The following is a 17,519-nucleotide window of genomic DNA, read 5'->3' on the forward strand; positions in this document are numbered from 1 at the left end:
AAAAGATTGCAGATTGCTTTTCACAAATTCCCCTCATTACATGAAAGACAGGTGTCTTTGCTTTTCCCCCATTCATTGATTATTTCTAAAGCAGGAAGAAGAGATTTACATTTATCAGTAATAGCATATTCAACATGAGGTGGAATTTGGCATAATTCTTTTCTGCTGATTAAACCATGCTGTTCGAGAGCCTGAAGAGATCGTGTTAACATAATGTTTGTAATTCCACACAGATGACGTTTAAGCTCATTATAACGCATACTGTCATAATGAGAAAGTTCCCATATGATAGCTAATCGCCATTTTCCGCCTAAAATTTCTAAAGCGCGAATTACTGGACATTTTTCATAATAATAAGGTTTTAGATTTTTCGTCTGTTCTTTCATGTTTAATCCTTTCCTCTATCAGGGCACAAAAATGTGCGTACTTATATTATGTTTTCTAGTATTGTATCATATTTTTATAAAATAAAAATCAGCTTGGAGGAATTATTATTATGGAATATGAAGATATTTTTAGAAAGAGATATTCTGTACGAAAGTATAAGGATCAGTTGGTTGAGGATGAAAAATTGAATAAAATTCTGGAAGCTGGAAGGTTAGCGCCTACCGCAGGAAATCATCAGCCACAAAGAATTTTAGTTGTGAACAGTGAAGAAGGGCTTGCAAAAATGCAGGCATGTACACCTTGTCATTTTAATGCAAAGCTATTATTTTTAGTTTGTTATGACAAACAAGCAGAACATCACAATCATTATGGAGATCAACGACCGTATGGTGAGGTTGACGCAAGCATTGTATTAACGCATATGATGTTGGAAGTATATAATTTAGGGCTTGGCAGTGTTTGGGTCGGGTTGTTTAATCCTCAATTGTTAAGAAAAAAATTTTGTATTCCAGATCATTATGAAATACTTGGTATCATGCCTGTTGGTTATCCAGCCGATGATGCTGAACCCAGTAAGATGCACTATGAAAAATATCCCGTTGAGGAAACCGTTTTTTATAATACATTCAAATGTTAAAAATATTGATGCGCTGTCTTCTGCAGGCATACCAATCTATGCCTTCAGGGAAAGGGCGGGAGCATATCTATATTTCCTATAACTACCTACTTTAATTATAACACAATGAAAATGGAAAATATAGACTTATAATACATGGCATATATATGTATACTAATATTGTAATTCTACTTTGGTTATAATTAATTGGTCTTATTAATTTGGAGGTAAGATTAGATGAATATTAAATTTGATCCCAATAACAATATCATTAAACTCTGTATAATCGGGATGAGTTTAGAAGATAGTGGGAACTTAGAAGAAGCAAACACGATGTTTCATAAAGCATGGAATGAAGCAGCAGATGACTATGAAAAATTTATTGCAGCTTATCATTTCTCCCGTCAACAAAAGGATATTACAGACAGATTGAAGTGGCTGGAAACATCTTTACAGTGTGCGCTAAATGTAAATGATGATGATGTAAAAAGTGCATATTCAACGTTATACGTAAACATTTTCCATTGCTATGAGGCGTTGCATGACTTTGATCATGCAAAAAGAAATTATGAATTATCTGAATTATATAAAGGTGTGCCTTCTGATAAAGGACCGTTTTATCATGGGACTAAGGCAGATTTAAAGATTGGTGATTTACTGACAGCGGGAGGAATTTCAAATTACAGGCCTGAGCTTCAAATGAATCACATTTATTTCACAGCGAATATCAATGGTGCGGGACTTGCAGCGGCATTAGCAAAAGGAGAAGGAAGAGAACGCGTTTATATAATAGAACCAACAGGTGAATTTGAAAACGACCCCAATGTTACTGACAAAAAATTCCCAGGTAACTTAACACGTTCATATCGCTCAAAAGAGCCTTTAAGAATTATTGGAGAGGAAACAGAGTGGAATAAACTGACAACTACGGATTTAAACAAATGGCGTGAAAATTTAGCAAAAAGCAAGGGCGAAATTATTAACTGAGGTGTCTTCTATTGGAGTTTAATAAATGAGAAAAAAATTAAGTTTAACTCAATATCTGGATGAGAAGGGGATCAGTAGTGAATTGATTCAGACAATTGAATCGGTGTTTACCCTAAGATCATTAAAAAAGGGCTGCAACCTATTGAATATGGGGGAAAATTCGAAAGTAATCTGTTTCATTCTTCAAGGTATCGTAAGGGGAGTATATATTGATGAAGAGGGAGATGAAATTACAAAATGTTTTTCGAAAGAAGGAGAATGGTGCTGCTTTTATAATATTCTTAGTGATGGTCCGTCAAAGTATTGGATTGAGGCTCTGGAAGATTGTCAGATCGCAGAGATAGGGGTAGAACAGCTCCGCGGTATTATAAAAAAGTACCAGCAGTTTCGGATTCTTTATGACGAACTGTATAATGACGCCTTTATGTTAAGCGATGAAAAGGGTGTATCCTTTCAGCGAATGAATGCAAAACAAAGATATCTCCATTTTGCAGAAAAATATCCTGATATCGAAGAACGTGTGAAACAGGAGTATATAGCCTCTTATATTGGAATTACTCCAAGTTCCTTAAGCAGAATTAAAAGAGAACTGTAGTTGTCATTTGGCAATTACAACTTTCTTTTTTTTTGATATGATTTAGAAAATAAATAAGAAGGAGTAAAAATTATGGAGCGTAAAGTTACTTTAATAACAGGTTGTTCTTCAGGTTTAGGAAGGAGATTATGTATTCTGTTAGCTGAAAAAGGATATCTGGTAGTCGCCACAGCAAGAGATATCAGTAAAATAGAAGAGGTCCCGGCGAATATCAAATTGGAAATGGATGTAACTGATGAAAAATCTATAAAAAATGCAATGGAAACAGTTATCAGACAGTATGGAAGAATTGATATTCTGATAAATAATGCAGGATATTCGGTCAGGTCTGCAATTGAAGAAATCGATTTAAAAGAAATGTCCAAAATGTTTGAAGTTAATGTATATGGAGTCATCCGTATGATACAGGCAGTGGCACCATATATGCGAAAACAGAATTCTGGAAAGATTATAAACATTGGTTCCATTTCTGGGAAGTTGACAAGTTATGTAAATGGCAGTTATTGTGCATCAAAGCATGCAATAGAGGCAATCAGTGATGCGGCGAGAATGGAATTGCAGAGTTTTGGAATTCAGGTGTCTGTGATCGAACCGGGTGCAATTAATACAGAGTTTTTCAATACACTATCGATAAACTCAGATGAAAAAATGAAAAATAGTAAGTCGCCCTACATTGGTCTTTACCAAAAGGATCTGAATTATAGAAAAAAGCAGAAGCGGGCTGATGCACGAAAGGCAGCAGAAGATATCTATAAGAGACTCAAAAAGAAAAAGTTGAAGGCCCGCTATAAGATAGCAGTGCCCCCAATTTTTAATTTGATGATTATACTGCCAGATGTTGTAAGAGAAAAGATGATGCTCAAATAATAAATAACCTGACTATCTGTTGTCATGTTATTTATGCTATAATATCCATGGAAAGGTAACAATTGTTAATTATTTCTCTATAGGGAGGTAAATCATGGGTGCTGAATATATTAATCTGACTGCAGAAAATTTGAATCATGAACATTTATGCTGTGCCATCGCCGATAAAAAACATCAATGCGGAGTTGATGCAAAAAAAGCCTGGCTGAAAGAAAGAATCATTGAAGGACATGTATTTAGAAAATTGAATGGAAAGGGCAAGGTTTTCATAGAATATGCACCTCTCGATAAGGCTTGGGTGCCTGTTACCGGCGAAAATTATATTTACGTCTATTGCCTATGGGTCTCGGGAAGCTTTAAAGGAAAAGGTTATGGGAAAGAATTGATAGAATCCTGTATTGAAGATGCGAAAGCGCAAGGGAAGTCAGGTGTTTGTATAATCAGCTCAATAAAGAAAAAGCCCTTCCTTTCCGAAAAAAAATTTTTAGAACGGTTCGGTTTTACGACTGTTGATAATGCTGGAAAAGAATATGTTCTGATGGCATTATCGTTTGACGGAGAAACGCCCCGGTTTTCTGAAGATGTAAAAAAGCAAAGAATCAATAGCAATGACCTGACGATTTACTACGGCTTGCAGTGTCCTTATATTCCAAATTGTATCGAACAAATCGAAGGCTACTGCAATGCTAACAATATCCCTCTTACCCTGATAGCAGTCGATACATTGGAAAAGGCAAAATCAATTCCGTGTATTTTTAATAACTGGGCGGTTTTTTATAACGGTAAATTCGAAACGGTGCATTTATTAAACGAGGGATATTTAAAGAAATTACTTGAACGGGGGTGATTTAGTGGAATTGAATAACTCATCAGTAGTTACGTGGCTGCTTAGTGGTGACGTATCAGTACAATATCAAACTCACAGAGACCTTCTTTGCTCTTCGCCAGAGATAATAAACGGGTTGAGGATGAGAATCGCAGAGGAAGGCTGGGGAAAGCGCTTTCTGGAAGGGCGCGACGAGCAGACAGGTCTGTGGGGAAACGGTATCTATTCGCCTAAATGGATTTCCACACATTACACGCTGCTTGATTTGAAAAACATTGGTTTGGACCCAGCTTGTCCTCAGTATGCCGAAAGCAGCAGGATCCTGCTTGACGGGATGTGGACAAGTAAGGGACAGGCAAAAAAGTACCGCTATCAGGATTTGTGTGTCTGCGCCATGATTCTTGGTATTTGCTGTTATAGTAAGCTCCAGGAGAAAAAGCTCAATGAAATCGTGGATTACATATTGGAAAAGCAGTATCCGGATGGAGGATGGAATTGCAATTGGGATAAAGGCGATATGCATAGCTCCCTGCATACCACACTGTCTGTATTGGAAGCCTTCCGGGATTATGAGTTTAATGGGTATGGCTATCGGCTTGATAAGATCAGCGAATGCATTCCTAAAGCGTGGGAGTTCATCCTAAAGAAAAACCTGTTCCGGTCGGTGCATACGGGAGAAATAATTGATCAGAAGATGCTGAAACTGTCTTATCCATGCCGCTGGAAGTACGATATCTTAAGGTGTATGGATTATTTCGCATCTGTTCAGAAAAGCTATGATTCCCGCATGGAGGAAGCACTGGAACTAATCATACAAAAGAAACGGAAAAACAACTTCTGGCCGGTACAACAGAAGCATTTCGGACAGGTTCACTTTGATATGGAGCAGACTGGCGGCGACAGCCGCTTCAACACCCTCCGGGTTCTGCGGGTGTTGAAGCTTTATCGGCCCGGGCTATTTGGGGTATTGATCAGTAAAGGAGATAAACGGGGTGACTAAATTGGAAATGACGATAAAAGAAAGAGTACATGAATTGTATTGGAAATATGATATTAATTGTGCAAGAACAGCATTAACCTGTTTATGTGAATTATTTCATGTTAGTCTGGAGGAACAAACCTTAAACTCTGCGATTGGTTTGCATGGAGCAGGAGGATATAGAGCTCAATGCGGGTTAGTTGAAGGTGCTTTGATGTTTATTGGAATTTATTTCAGTCAGAAAGGAAAATCTGATGCTGATATAGCTGCGCTTTGTTACCAATATGCTGATGAATTTACCGAAAAATATAAATCATTAAAATGCTTCGATTTACGTCCAAATGGTTTTAGTGAAAACGATCCACCTCATGCCTGTGAGAAATTAACTGCTGAAACGATTGAATTTTCAAGTGAATTTATTAAAAAATATGACGTAATTTAGATCAAAAGAGCAGACACGGTTAAGCATTTCTTTTTCATCTGTGGTAAATTGTTTAGTGAGAGGTAATCAATATATGCACGCATGGGAATCCATACAAAAAACTCTGAATCATATTGAAGAAAATCTTGGTGAAGAAATTCAAATCGAAAAACTTGCAGAGATTGCCGGACTGTCACCATTTTATTATCAGAGATTATTCACACGGTTGGTAAAAACTTCGGTTCGGGATTATATTAAGCTGCGCCGTTTGGCCAGATCCACAATTAAGCTGCATGACAAAACCAACCGCATTATTGACATTGCGATGGAATACGGTTTTGGGAGTCACGTAACTTTTACACGTGCTTTTACGAAAACCTATGGGATTACGCCATCGCAGTACCGGAGCAATGCTGTTAGCTTACAAAATTTTGAAAAACCCGATTTATTGCTTGGTTATATTGTGATTAATGAAGGGGTTCCGCTCATTAGTGATGGATTAGTTTTGGAAATGAACCGTAAATTTCTCGATAAACCAATTAATTTTCTTGGTGTGACTGGCTATTATTTTTTTCGTTCAGGTAAAATGCTTGGCGAAAAAACCGGCGTTGATACAATTGGTGAAATCTGGGACAGGTTTTATAATGAACTTCCAAATATTCCATATATCCCAGGTGGGCGTTGGATTGGTGTTTCTTTTAAGGGAGATGCACCAGATAATTATTCCAGTTATTTTATTGGTGCGGAAATTGACAAAGATGACAAAGATCATAACCTGACTAATTGGCAGCTGCCCATGCGGGAATATGTGGTCTGCGGATTTGAATCTGAAAACCATGAGCAGATAATAGTCAGTATGGGGAAGGCCATGAAATATACCCGGTTTTGGCTGAAAAAACACGGCTTGACTGCCGATGGATTTTTTCCCGAAATGTATTATAAAAGCAAGTCTGACATCGTTTATACAGAGTTATGGATTCCGTTTAAAAAACGGGAATAACATAAATTTATATACTGGAGGAAAAGTAAATGAGTATGTACCAGGAAGGATTAGAACTATTGGAAGAAAAATTTGGCGGCGGCAAGGACAATGTTATATCACTTGCGACGATTGCACGGGAGCCGGGCAATGATGGAACCCCCCGCCCTGTTGTCCGTAGTGTGGACGCCTATTATGAAGACTGCACATTCTATGTTGTTACAAATGCCAAATCAAACAAGATGCAGCAAATTGATCAAAACCAGGAGGTTTCGGTAGCAGGATGCTTAGAGATGTTTACCGCTAACGGAGTAGCTGAAAACCTTGGCTGGGTGCTTGATCCGAAAAATGCCGTAATTAGAACCAAGCTCCGCACAGCTTTTGCAGAGTGGTATGACATGGCAAATAATGAAAAAGACGAAAATTGCTGCTTTTTAGCTATCCACCTCACAAAAGGAACATTAAACATCAACCATTGGGAAAAATTATACCACATGGATTTTGTAAATAAAACTGATATGAAAAATGGGGGGATTTTTTAAGGAGTATTCTTAAGCAGTTATCATTATAAAACTTCCTGTTTGTTTACTTGTTGAGAGTATAGCAAACAGGAGTTTTTTTTATATTCTTTACTTTAAGAATGCTATAGATCATGGAAAAGGAAAGAGCGTTGTGATACAATGAAAAAGCAGGTTTTAATAAAAAGTTTATACGAAGGAAGAATTCATGGAGTATAGAAGAGCTATAAGATCAGAAAAAAGCAAATTTCAAAAAGAGCTGGAGAAAATGGTATCCAAAAGGATTATCATCATCATACTGATTGGCTGCTTGTTTTTTTCGGTTGCAATTATTGTAATAAATTCCGTGAGTCAGGAAGTGAATAGTGAACGGCATCTGGAGGTAATCAGTACAAATTTTTTGGATGTATATCAGTCCACTGCGAATTTCTTAAAAGATAAAGACAATACTCAAAGTTTCCTATATTGTATTAAAAAAGAGAAAGACGCAAAGGAAATTAATTATTTAGTCAGCAAATATAATGTAGAGGCAAAGGTAGATATTAATTTAATTCTGATCAATCAGGAAAATCAGGTTGCGATGACAAACTTTTCGACAGAGGATATGAATCTTCACAGGATCGAGTTTAATCGGATTGCAGCTAAGAATGCAAGAGAGAATGGAACGGGTATTTATACCACGGTTTATTTTTTCAAAGCGGATGCACCAGAATATCTGATGATGCTGCCGCTATACGATCAGGACACCTATTGCGGAACGGTGGCAGCGTATCTGAAAAATACAGATTGGAATAATTGTCTGTCACAGGGGCAGTATGATACGATTATTACGAATGAAAGGAGTGATATTATCTATTGTTCCAACAACAGTCTGATCGGGGAAAACGCTGCAAATAAATACGTTGGAAAGGCTGGGAGCAAATATGTAACATTAAATGGAAATCGTTATTTAAGAAGAAGCAAAGATCAGGAGAATGAGAACATTTGTATCTATTCTTTTATTTATTCACCTGAAAATTCTGCATATATGTTAATCGGTGTCATTACAATCATAGGCTTAGGTGCTGTCTGGACCATTATGTTCTTTCATATGCTAAGTGTGATGTCGAAGAAGACTTCGGAATCTGTTGAACTTTTAGTCAAAGAAATCCGCATTATTCGAAAAAAAGATACCAATCATGAGATTACACTGCGTACAGGTGATGAGTTTGAAGAGATTGCAGAGCAAATTAATAAGATGGTAAAGAGTATTAATGAATTGAATCATAAAAATGTTGAATTAATTCAGATAAATGGACAAATGGAGATGCAGAATCTTCAAGAGAGAATGAATCCTCATTTTATATATAACACACTGGATAATATTAAATATCTTATTGTATCGGACCCAGTCAAAGCAGAGAACATGATTGAACGCTTTACGCATATTCTGAGATATAGTATTAACAATACGAAAAATAGGGTACTTCTTCAGGAGGACATCATTTATATTGAGGATTATCTGTTTATCCAAAAGATTCGTTTTGGAAACCGGTTTGATTATACCATTGAGATTGAGAATAGGTGTGAACAATTCTTCATCCCCAAGCTTCTGTTGCAGCCACTGTTAGAAAATTCTATTAAATATGGTTTCCAAAAGAAAACAGATATTCATATTAAGATAGGCGGTTATATACAGAAGGAATATCTGTATCTGGTGGTAGAAGATGATGGAGGGGGACAGCCAAAAGCGACCATAGAGTTGTTAAGAAGCATCACAAACAGAGAAAAAATGGAGACAAAACATAATGGCTTACAGACGATTAATCGAAGAATTTCACTGGAATATGGTAAAGAAAGCGGAATGATAATAGAGAGTCGGGAAAATGAATTTTTCCGGGTAGTATTGAAATTGTGGTTGGGAGAAAATTGTGTATAGTGTACTGTTAGTGGAAGATGAGGACATCATCAGAAAAGGGATTCGAAATTCTGTTCCATGGGAAAGATGTGAAAGCTATGTTGTAGGAGAAGCATCCAATGGGATAGAAGGAAAAATGTTGATTGAAGAGTTAAAACCGGATATTGTCATTACGGATATTAATATGCCGGTCATGGATGGACTGCAGATGATTGCCAATACAAAGACTGTGTTTGATTATGTTGCAATTATACTTACCGGATATTCGGATTTTGAGTATGCGATGGAGGCGATTCGCAATGGTGTATCTACTTACGTCTTAAAGCCCTTAAATATGGAGGAAATGAAGGAAGCTTTAGAGCAGGCAGTTTTAGAATCTAGAAATATCCACTATTTACGGGAGCGCAATGAAAAAATAAAAGAACTGGTGAACATTTCTCTGATAGAGGAAAAGACCTGTTTTGATCCGGTCATACAACAGATTTTACAATATATAGAAGAGCATTACCAGGAAAAAATTATATTATCTGACTTAGAAGAAGTACTGCATTACTCAGAACGATACATAAACCAGAAGTTTCGTAAAGCGTTAGGAACAACAGTAATCGAATATTTGAATCGGTTCCGGATACAGAAGGCATTGACAATGTTAAAAGACAAGAATATAGCTATAGCAGAGGTGGGGTTTCTCTGTGGAATAGGTGACTACAAATATTTTAATCACGTCTTCAAAAAATATATTGGGTGCTCTGCCAGGGATTATCAGAACAGAGTGTTATAAAATACCGGACAAAACTGTTCGGTATTTTTTCCATTTGTTCGGGATAAAGAGTATGAAACAGAGTGCAGATCCTATATGATAAAGTCATCTGAAAAATTATATTTTATGGGAGGAACAAAATGAAGAAAAAAGGTATTGCATTACTTATGGGATTGATTACAGCAGCCTCTCTTATGGGATGCGCAGGTACAGCGGCTGATTCGACAACTGCCGTACAAACAGAATCAACAAAAGCGGCAGAAGAAACAACAGCAGCAAAAGCGGCACAGGGAGGCGGAAATCTGGTTATTTATTCACCTAACTCCGAAGGACTTATGAACGCCACGATTCCTTTATTTGAAGAAAAATATGGAGTCAATGTGGAGGTAATCCAGGCGGGTACTGGTGAATTGGTAAAGAGAATTCAGTCAGAGAAAAATGATCCATACGGGGATGTCCTCTTTGGAGGTTCCTGGTCACTGGCATATGACAATAAGAATCTTTGGGAGCCATATGTATCAGCTAATAATGACAATGTGATTGATGCTTACAAAAATACCTGTGGTTTTATTGCCGGTAATGTATTAGACGGCAGCGTATTAATTGTGAATACAGACCTGCTTGGAGATATTGAGATCAATGGTTATAAAGATCTGTTAAATCCCGAGTTAAAGGGAAAGATTGCTACAGCTGATCCGGCTAATTCCTCCTCCGCCTTTGCACAGCTTACCAACATGCTGCTGGCAATGGGAGGCTATGAGGATGATGCAGCGTGGAAATACGTAGAAGACCTGTTTACCAATGTTGATGGTAAAATCTGTGAAAGCTCTTCCGCAGTTTACAAAGGAGTTGCAGATGGTGAATATGTAGTAGGGCTTTCCTATGAAGATCCGTGTGCACAGCTTGTAAGAGATGGCGCACCCGTTAAAATTGTATATCCAAAAGAAGGAACAGTATATCTGCCGGCATCAGCAACCATTATCAAGGGCGCAAAAAATATGGATAATGCAAAATTATTTATCGATTTTATATTAAGTGATGAAGTACAGAATATATGGGGAAGTACGTTAACAAACAGACCGGTTATCAAGGATGCAAAGACAAGCGATTTCATGAAACCTATATCTGATATAAAAGTAATTGAAGAGGATATTCCATATGTAAGTGGGAACAAACAGAAAATTGTTGACAGATACACAGAAATTTTCACTGATTTACAGAGCAAATAAAACTTAAAATATTATAGGGCATTAACGTCTAAAGCATGGAACAAAACCCATGCTTTAGACAATCAAGGGGTCAGTTTACAGTTTCTGGAAAGGGTAAGGTTGGGTAAATGAGCAAAATTTCAATTAAAAATGCTGTAAAAAAATATGGAGAAACTACTGTCATTCCACAACTGAATGCTGAGATAAAAGATGGGGAACTATTTACGCTCCTTGGTCCTTCCGGTTGTGGAAAGACAACATTACTCAGAATGATTGCAGGATTTAATTCCATTGAGGGGGGAGATATTCTGTTTAATGACACCCGTATCAATGATATGGATCCAAGTAAAAGAAATATTGGTATGGTTTTTCAAAATTATGCCATTTTCCCCAATCTGTCAGTGCGGGATAATGTAGCATTCGGATTAAATAACCGAAAAGTAGAAAAAGAGACATTAAAGGCAGAAACAGATAAGTATCTAAACCTGATGCAGATTATGCAATATGCAAACCGCATGCCAAATCAATTATCCGGAGGGCAGCAGCAGCGTATCGCTCTTGCAAGAGCGCTTGTAATATCCCCGGACGTATTACTGATGGATGAGCCTTTATCGAATCTGGATGCAAAACTGCGTCTGGAGATGCGGAGTGTCATTCGTCATACACAGAAAAATGTTGGAATTACTACCGTATATGTAACCCATGATCAGGAGGAAGCAATGGCGATCAGCGATACAATTGCTGTTATGAAGGATGGGGAGATTCAGCACATAGGAACACCAAGAGACATTTATCAAAGACCATGTAACGTTTTCGTGGCAACCTTTATCGGAAGAACGAATATCATGGAGGCAAAGGCAGATGCGGGTAAGATTGTATTTAAGGATGGGTATCAGGTAGAACTTCCTGTGTTAAAAAATGCAGGAAACCAGGAGGTTTTGTGCTCCATCCGTCCGGAAGAATTTGTTATCTGTAAAAATTATGAGACGGGGATGAGGGGAACTGTTAAGGAATTTACCTATTTAGGATTGAATACACATTACAGCATTGAGCTGGAAGATGGGAACATCGTAGAGATCGTAGAGGAATCTTCGATAAAAGAAGAACTGCAGCCTGGTCAGAAAGTGATGCTGCAGGTGAAGAAAGAAAAAATCAATGTATTCAATAAACAAGGTGATACGAATCTGGTAAGGAGCGGGTTTTATGAAGAATAATAACAAATTCCGTTTGGATGTATGGGGATTCATTACGCTTGCTGCAATTGCATTGTATCTGCTGTTTCTGATTTACCCTATGGCTTATTTGATAAGACAGTCTGTGATAGACAGCGAGACAGGGGCCATCACAATGGCGAATTTTGCAAAATTTTTATCAAAGAGTTACTATTTTGATACCCTGTTTAACAGCTTTAAGGTATCCATTGCTGCGACGTTATTATCGTTGGCGATTGGAACACCGTTAGCATATCTGTTCTCTGTATTTAAGATAAAAGGGAAATCCATTTTAAATATTCTAATTATTGTGGCATCCATGTCTGCACCATTTATAGGCGCGTATTCCTGGATTCTGTTACTGGGAAGAAGCGGGGTTATTACAAAATTTTTTAAAAATATAGGAATTATCATTCCGCCTGTCTATGGATTTACAGGAATCGTTCTGGTTATGACATTGCAGTTATTTCCTCTTGTGTTTTTATATGCGAAAGGAGCTTTGAAAAACATAGATAATTCTCTGATCGAAGCAGCAGAGAATTTAGGGTGCTCAGGCTTTCGGTGTTTTTTCAAAGTTGTAGTACCGTTAATTACGCCTACGTTATTGGCAGCAGGACTTTTGGTATTTATGAGATCCTTTGCTGACTTTGGTACACCGATGCTGATTGGAGAAGGTTATCGTACATTCCCGGTAGTTCTATACACAGAGTTCATTAATGAGGTTAGTGGAAATGATGGTTTTGCAGCCGCAATTGCGGTGATTGCAATTGCAGTTACGACAGTCGTATTTCTGGCACAGAAATATGTGGCGAACAAGAAGTCATTTTCGTTAAATGCCCTGCACCCAATGGAAGAAAAAACAGCACATAAGAATATTTCGTGGATGGTTTATTTGTTTTCTTATCTGATTGTGGGAATTGCAGTTTTACCCCAATGCTATGTGATTTACACATCCTTTAAAAAAACGGAGGGAAAAATATTTACATCCGGATATTCTTTGGAAAGCTATATAACGGCATTTGGCAAACTGGGTAAGAGTATTCAAAATACGATTATTATTCCAGTGCTTGCATTAATTGTGATTGTAATTCTGGCAGTTGTGATTGCATATCTGGTAGTGCGCAGAAGAAATACACTGACAAACACAGTCGACATCTTATCCATGATACCATACATAGTACCTGGGACTGTGCTTGGTATTGCATTACTCAATGGATTTAATCGAAAACCATTGTTAATTAGCGGAACGATGCTGATTATGGTAATTGCGTTGATTATTCGAAGACTTCCTTATACGATTCGTTCTTCCGTAGCGATTCTTCAGCAGATACCCATAAGCATTGAAGAGGCAGCAATTTCACTTGGTGCTTCTAAAATGAAGGCATTTTTTCGCATCACGGTTCCAATGATGTCTGCAGGAATTCTATCGGGAGCAATTCTTAGCTGGGTAACTATGATTAGTGAATTGTCTACAGCAATTATTCTGTATACTGGGAAAACAAAGACATTAACAGTTGCAGTATATACAGAAGTGGTCAGAGGAAATTATGGAACGGCCGCCGCGTTGTCTGCGATACTTACAGCATTGACGGTTGTATCCCTACTCGTATTTAATAGATTTAATAAAGGAAAGGACTTAAGTTTGTAGATGAGAAAAAAGCTTTAAAATCTGATTGTATGGTTATGACTGAATATATAAAAAAATACTCTGAAAAATTTTTGCCCCTCCAAATTTGTAAAGTTTGGAGGGGTGATTTATTTTGATTGAATCATTTTACAATATATCATAAAATAAAGTATAGTATGAAAGGCGGTATTTACTTTAGTACACAATATTATTTTACATAGAGAGGGAAAAGAAAAATGGGTTTTCTCAAGAAATTTTTTAATGGAAAGGATAATGTAAACAGCCAGGAGGAAAAGGTTGATGATATTATTCTTCAAATTTTAAAGGAAGAAGGGATGTTAAAAAACATTCAGTCTGAAATTATAAACAATGAACTGGTAATAAATGACTGCAAGATGATTATAAAAGCAGGAGTAAGCAATAAAACTCAACATCAAAATGCAATAGTACTCCAGCTTGATTTTATCATTAAGCATGAAAATTTTGATACTGAGATTATGGAATCTGTAGCAGGAATTGGAAGGGAAAATGACATTTATCATGCAATAAGAAATGGTACTGCCACTTTTGTTTCTAACGTTTTAGAGGTTATAGCTGATGGGTTTTGTGATACACATAATCCGGAACTTGATTTTGAGACGGTAATAGGAGATCGCCAGCAGATATGGCATCCTAAAATAGGGGGATTGCATGCACAGGGATATTGCAGCATAAATACGATTGATAACAGCAGAATATTCAATATATTGAAAGATGAAATCGTACCGAGATTAGGAACAAAACGTTTTTACTGGATTAAGGTATATGTATCCCGCCAGGCAGATGGGGAAATCATTACACAATGTACTTTTAACAATGAACCATTTTTGAAAGCACAGCAAAAAATGGAAAAGTATGCCAAAAGCTGGAATACAGAGAACCAATTTAAAGGAGAAAAGCAATTTATACTTATTAGACAATGCGATAAAACTTGGAAACAGGGAAAATATAATTATGAAAATCTGAAAAAGTATGTTTTTGGAACCATGGAATTATTTGAGATTTGTTCAACTGAGGCAGATTGGGAAGGACTTTTTGAAAGAATAGCTGACTTAACGGGGGATATAGACTTAGCCATTGAACTATATTCTTTTATTCCTGAACTGTATTGTAAATTTGCTTTGCCTGAAATTCAATATTCCGATGAAGTCGTATTAATTAAGCCTGACGGGTCTAAGACTAATGTATATTTATCACAGTTAAGCAGATTAACTCTCATCAAAAGATTAATAAGAGAAAAATTGCATTCAGGTTTTGATAAAGACAAATATAACCATGTTTTATTTCAGAGTGCGACGTTCAAAGCAATTAATAACGCTCTCAATCAGGGAGGTGAACTGGAAAACCTGGCAACCTTGCCGTTAGCTATTAATGTTACAGAAGATTATAACCCATTAAATTAATCTAAAGGAGATTTTATAATGTATAAGAAAAGTGCTGTTTTTAGCTTTATTTTTATTTGCTGTGTTATGATTTCAGGCTGCCAAAGAAGGGATTTTACAGAAGTTACAACTAATACAAATGAATATTCTTCTTCCAATAATAATGTAGAAACAAAGAATCAGGCTTCTATAGATTCTGATACTGATAACTTAGATATTGAAAAAGTTGAATCAGTTATAGAAAATAATATAAATAGTGTTTTTGAAGGTAATATTGGGAATCAAAATATATGTATGGTTGTTTATAGAGATGGCGAACAACTATCCGCTTCCTATATCACACAAAATGACGATGATGGAGAAATAAAATTGCAAGGAACAATACAATTAGATAATGCTTCTTTTGTTTTGCAAAATGAAAATAATAATATAATTTTTAGAGGTACAATTAAACCTGATACCAAGGAAGGTGATTTATTAGATGGAACCTTTACAAATGTTGAGAAATCCCATTTTTCCCTTGCGCATACACATACAATAGGCAATACATATGAAACACGCTACTCGATACCTGGCACTAATACAGAGGATATAGAAGAATTTGCAAAAAAAATCAAAGAATATATTATTGAAAATAATAAACAAGGCTTTGCAGAGCTTATTGATTACCCCATTAATATAAAAATAAATGAGAAAAAAATTGCCATTAATAGTTCAGAGGAATTCGAAAAAAAATATGATGATATAATAAACTCTGATTTTAAACTTGCACTTTCAAAGGCATATACAAAATATTTAGATAGCAACCCTACAGGAATTATGCTTGCAAATGGAAAGATATGGATAAACTATATTAATAATAAAGAAGGTTTACGAATTTTTGCAATTAATAACTTTTAGAAAATATATCAAAGCAGAAAGTTAAAGGAGCGTATTAATGAAGAATGTCCAGTACATGATGAGACATTTATCAACGATTTTCAATGTTGGAATTTTCGGAATGCAAAATATGGAGATTATAAGCTATACGGAGGCTTACGAGCACCATCTTCTATATACAAATGAGCAATTACGGGATTTACTTGTGCAGGGGGCTATAAAACAGGATGCTCCTTATATCTATATAGATAAGCATCAGGTCTATTTCAGCTGCATCAGGGAGGGGAATTGTTTTTTCATGATTGGACCGATGAGCATAAAGATATTGTCCAGTGTTGAATCTCACCAGTTTTATAAAGAATACGGATTTAAAGCAGAGGAAGAAAAACGTTTAAAAAAATTTTCTTTTGCAGAGATACTGGATATTGTTGAAATTATCTCGCATTATCTGACAGGCTTGGAGTACGAGGACAGTGAATTAATACGTCTAAATCATCTTATGATACATTCGGAAGACCTGGAGGAGGAAAAAGTTCTTTTTACGTTAAAAACAGAAGAAAAAGAATTGTATCATCATACTTATTTAGAAGAGAGAAAACTACTTGATTGTGTTCGAATGGGAGAGGTTGCCGATGCACTTAGGTTAAATCGTCAGATGGATATGGGCATCGGGATATTATCAACCAAAGAAATAAATCACTTAAAGAATACTGCGATTGTTGGGATTACACTTTGTACCAGAGCTGCAATTGAAGGCGGAGTATCCCCGGCCATTGCATATCGTATGAGTGATTTTTATATCCAAAAGTGTGATAGCTGCGTGGAAGCGGTTCAAGTAATTGAATATAGAAATCACGCAGTAAGTGAACTTACAAAATGTGTCCTGGATAAAAAGAGCAGAAAGACATCTAATTATGTAGAACAATCAAAGGACTATGTTGAAAAGCATTATCGGGAGAAGATATATTTGGACGAAATTGCAGAACGGCTCGGTATTAGCTCCAGCTATTTATCGCGTATGTTTAAGCAGGAAAGCGGAATAAGACTTCAGGATTATATCATTAAAGTGAGATTGGAACATGCAGCCAATCTTTTAAAATATTCAGAGGAGACTATTTCAAACATTGCAGAATATGTCAATTTCCCATCTCAAAGTTATATGGGAAAGCAATTTAAAGAGAGATATCATATGTCACCTAAAAAATATCGGGAGACATATAAACCGGCGGAATATTTCGGCGGATAAAATAGGGGGGAGACAAAATAAAATATATCAGATCGCAAAACGGCATAAATAGAGTAAAAATAAATACAAAAAAGACAAATTAAAGATATAAATAT

18 protein-coding genes are annotated in these 17,519 nt (G+C 36.4%); 17 read left to right on the forward strand and 1 reads right to left on the reverse strand.

What is annotated here, in order from left to right; genetic code table 11:
- Positions 1 to 20: 20 nt before the first annotated feature.
- The gene (locus tag V7D18_RS08495; RefSeq protein WP_426153342.1) at positions 21 to 386 is read right to left on the reverse strand and encodes a winged helix-turn-helix transcriptional regulator; all 366 of its coding nucleotides are present in this window, start codon (positions 384 to 386) and stop codon (positions 21 to 23) included.
- Between the two features lie 110 nt (positions 387 to 496).
- Here V7D18_RS08495 and V7D18_RS08500 point away from each other — a divergent pair, with 110 nt between their 5' ends.
- From V7D18_RS08500 to V7D18_RS08580, 17 genes are all read left to right on the forward strand, one after another.
- Positions 497 to 1,024: a nitroreductase family protein gene (locus V7D18_RS08500; RefSeq protein ID WP_426153344.1), complete on the forward strand. Its 528-nt coding sequence runs from the start codon at positions 497 to 499 to the stop codon at positions 1,022 to 1,024.
- A gap of 573 nt (positions 1,025 to 1,597) precedes the next feature.
- Positions 1,598 to 1,990 (forward strand): NAD(+)--rifampin ADP-ribosyltransferase, encoded by a 393-nt coding sequence (gene arr, locus V7D18_RS08505; protein ID WP_426153912.1) that lies wholly within the window; start codon positions 1,598 to 1,600, stop codon positions 1,988 to 1,990.
- A 25-nt stretch (positions 1,991 to 2,015) separates the two neighbouring features.
- Positions 2,016 to 2,585, forward strand: coding sequence for a Crp/Fnr family transcriptional regulator (locus V7D18_RS08510; RefSeq protein ID WP_426153346.1), 570 nt, complete (start codon positions 2,016 to 2,018; stop codon positions 2,583 to 2,585).
- Positions 2,586 to 2,657: 72 nt separating this feature from the next.
- Positions 2,658 to 3,452, forward strand: coding sequence for an SDR family oxidoreductase (locus V7D18_RS08515; RefSeq protein WP_426153348.1), 795 nt, complete (start codon positions 2,658 to 2,660; stop codon positions 3,450 to 3,452).
- A 94-nt stretch (positions 3,453 to 3,546) separates the two neighbouring features.
- On the forward strand, positions 3,547 to 4,299 hold the full coding sequence (locus V7D18_RS08520; RefSeq protein WP_426153350.1) for a GNAT family N-acetyltransferase: 753 nt from the start codon (positions 3,547 to 3,549) through the stop codon (positions 4,297 to 4,299).
- A 4-nt stretch (positions 4,300 to 4,303) separates the two neighbouring features.
- Entirely contained in the window at positions 4,304 to 5,278 is a 975-nt protein-coding gene (locus V7D18_RS08525) for a hypothetical protein (RefSeq protein ID WP_426153352.1), read from the forward strand.
- Complete coding sequence (locus tag V7D18_RS08530; protein ID WP_426153354.1) at positions 5,271 to 5,699, forward strand: C-GCAxxG-C-C family protein; 429 nt, start codon at positions 5,271 to 5,273, stop codon at positions 5,697 to 5,699. Before V7D18_RS08525 ends, V7D18_RS08530 begins: the two co-directional genes overlap by 8 nt.
- 73 nt (positions 5,700 to 5,772) lie before the next feature.
- The gene (locus tag V7D18_RS08535; RefSeq protein WP_426153356.1) at positions 5,773 to 6,678 is read left to right on the forward strand and encodes a helix-turn-helix domain-containing protein; all 906 of its coding nucleotides are present in this window, start codon (positions 5,773 to 5,775) and stop codon (positions 6,676 to 6,678) included.
- Positions 6,679 to 6,707: 29 nt separating this feature from the next.
- Positions 6,708 to 7,199, forward strand: a complete 492-nt coding sequence (locus V7D18_RS08540; RefSeq protein WP_426153358.1) for a pyridoxamine 5'-phosphate oxidase family protein — start codon at positions 6,708 to 6,710, stop codon at positions 7,197 to 7,199.
- A 184-nt stretch (positions 7,200 to 7,383) separates the two neighbouring features.
- Positions 7,384 to 9,093 carry a sensor histidine kinase gene (locus V7D18_RS08545; protein ID WP_426153360.1) on the forward strand — a complete coding sequence of 570 codons (1,710 nt, stop codon included), beginning with the start codon at positions 7,384 to 7,386 and terminating at the stop codon, positions 9,091 to 9,093.
- Positions 9,086 to 9,853, forward strand: a complete 768-nt coding sequence (locus tag V7D18_RS08550) for a response regulator transcription factor (RefSeq protein WP_426153362.1) — start codon at positions 9,086 to 9,088, stop codon at positions 9,851 to 9,853. Before V7D18_RS08545 ends, V7D18_RS08550 begins: the two co-directional genes overlap by 8 nt.
- A 119-nt stretch (positions 9,854 to 9,972) precedes the next feature.
- Complete coding sequence (locus V7D18_RS08555) at positions 9,973 to 11,061, forward strand: ABC transporter substrate-binding protein (RefSeq protein ID WP_426153364.1); 1,089 nt, start codon at positions 9,973 to 9,975, stop codon at positions 11,059 to 11,061.
- Positions 11,062 to 11,168: 107 nt separating this feature from the next.
- Positions 11,169 to 12,254 (forward strand): ABC transporter ATP-binding protein, encoded by a 1,086-nt coding sequence (locus V7D18_RS08560; RefSeq protein ID WP_426153366.1) that lies wholly within the window; start codon positions 11,169 to 11,171, stop codon positions 12,252 to 12,254.
- Entirely contained in the window at positions 12,244 to 13,899 is a 1,656-nt protein-coding gene (locus V7D18_RS08565) for an ABC transporter permease (RefSeq protein WP_426153368.1), read from the forward strand. The genes V7D18_RS08560 and V7D18_RS08565 overlap by 11 nt, the downstream gene beginning before the upstream one ends.
- Before the next feature lie 215 nt (positions 13,900 to 14,114).
- Positions 14,115 to 15,320, forward strand: coding sequence for a DUF6348 family protein (locus V7D18_RS08570; RefSeq protein WP_426153370.1), 1,206 nt, complete (start codon positions 14,115 to 14,117; stop codon positions 15,318 to 15,320).
- A gap of 18 nt (positions 15,321 to 15,338) precedes the next feature.
- Positions 15,339 to 16,199 (forward strand): hypothetical protein, encoded by an 861-nt coding sequence (locus V7D18_RS08575; protein ID WP_426153372.1) that lies wholly within the window; start codon positions 15,339 to 15,341, stop codon positions 16,197 to 16,199.
- Between the two features lie 37 nt (positions 16,200 to 16,236).
- Positions 16,237 to 17,424, forward strand: a complete 1,188-nt coding sequence (locus V7D18_RS08580) for a helix-turn-helix transcriptional regulator (RefSeq protein WP_426153374.1) — start codon at positions 16,237 to 16,239, stop codon at positions 17,422 to 17,424.
- Positions 17,425 to 17,519: the final 95 nt, after the last annotated feature.

It is taken from the genome of Lacrimispora sp. 38-1 (genome assembly GCF_049890855.1).
Lineage (GTDB): Bacteria > Bacillota > Clostridia > Lachnospirales > Lachnospiraceae > Lacrimispora.

Bases quoted from the DNA above. Each gene is read 5' to 3' on its own strand.
- V7D18_RS08495 (WP_426153342.1), bottom strand. From the start codon at position 386: ATGAAAGAACAGACGAAAAATCTAAAACCTTATTATTATGAAAAATGT.
- V7D18_RS08500 (WP_426153344.1), top strand. From the start codon at position 497: ATGGAATATGAAGATATTTTTAGAAAGAGATATTCTGTACGAAAGTAT.
- V7D18_RS08510 (WP_426153346.1), top strand. From the start codon at position 2,016: ATGAGAAAAAAATTAAGTTTAACTCAATATCTGGATGAGAAGGGGATC.
- V7D18_RS08515 (WP_426153348.1), top strand. From the start codon at position 2,658: ATGGAGCGTAAAGTTACTTTAATAACAGGTTGTTCTTCAGGTTTAGGA.
- V7D18_RS08520 (WP_426153350.1), top strand. From the start codon at position 3,547: ATGGGTGCTGAATATATTAATCTGACTGCAGAAAATTTGAATCATGAA.
- V7D18_RS08535 (WP_426153356.1), top strand. From the start codon at position 5,773: ATGCACGCATGGGAATCCATACAAAAAACTCTGAATCATATTGAAGAA.
- V7D18_RS08540 (WP_426153358.1), top strand. From the start codon at position 6,708: ATGAGTATGTACCAGGAAGGATTAGAACTATTGGAAGAAAAATTTGGC.
- V7D18_RS08545 (WP_426153360.1), top strand. From the start codon at position 7,384: ATGGAGTATAGAAGAGCTATAAGATCAGAAAAAAGCAAATTTCAAAAA.
- V7D18_RS08555 (WP_426153364.1), top strand. From the start codon at position 9,973: ATGAAGAAAAAAGGTATTGCATTACTTATGGGATTGATTACAGCAGCC.
- V7D18_RS08560 (WP_426153366.1), top strand. From the start codon at position 11,169: ATGAGCAAAATTTCAATTAAAAATGCTGTAAAAAAATATGGAGAAACT.
- V7D18_RS08565 (WP_426153368.1), top strand. From the start codon at position 12,244: ATGAAGAATAATAACAAATTCCGTTTGGATGTATGGGGATTCATTACG.
- V7D18_RS08570 (WP_426153370.1), top strand. From the start codon at position 14,115: ATGGGTTTTCTCAAGAAATTTTTTAATGGAAAGGATAATGTAAACAGC.
- V7D18_RS08575 (WP_426153372.1), top strand. From the start codon at position 15,339: ATGTATAAGAAAAGTGCTGTTTTTAGCTTTATTTTTATTTGCTGTGTT.
- V7D18_RS08580 (WP_426153374.1), top strand. From the start codon at position 16,237: ATGAAGAATGTCCAGTACATGATGAGACATTTATCAACGATTTTCAAT.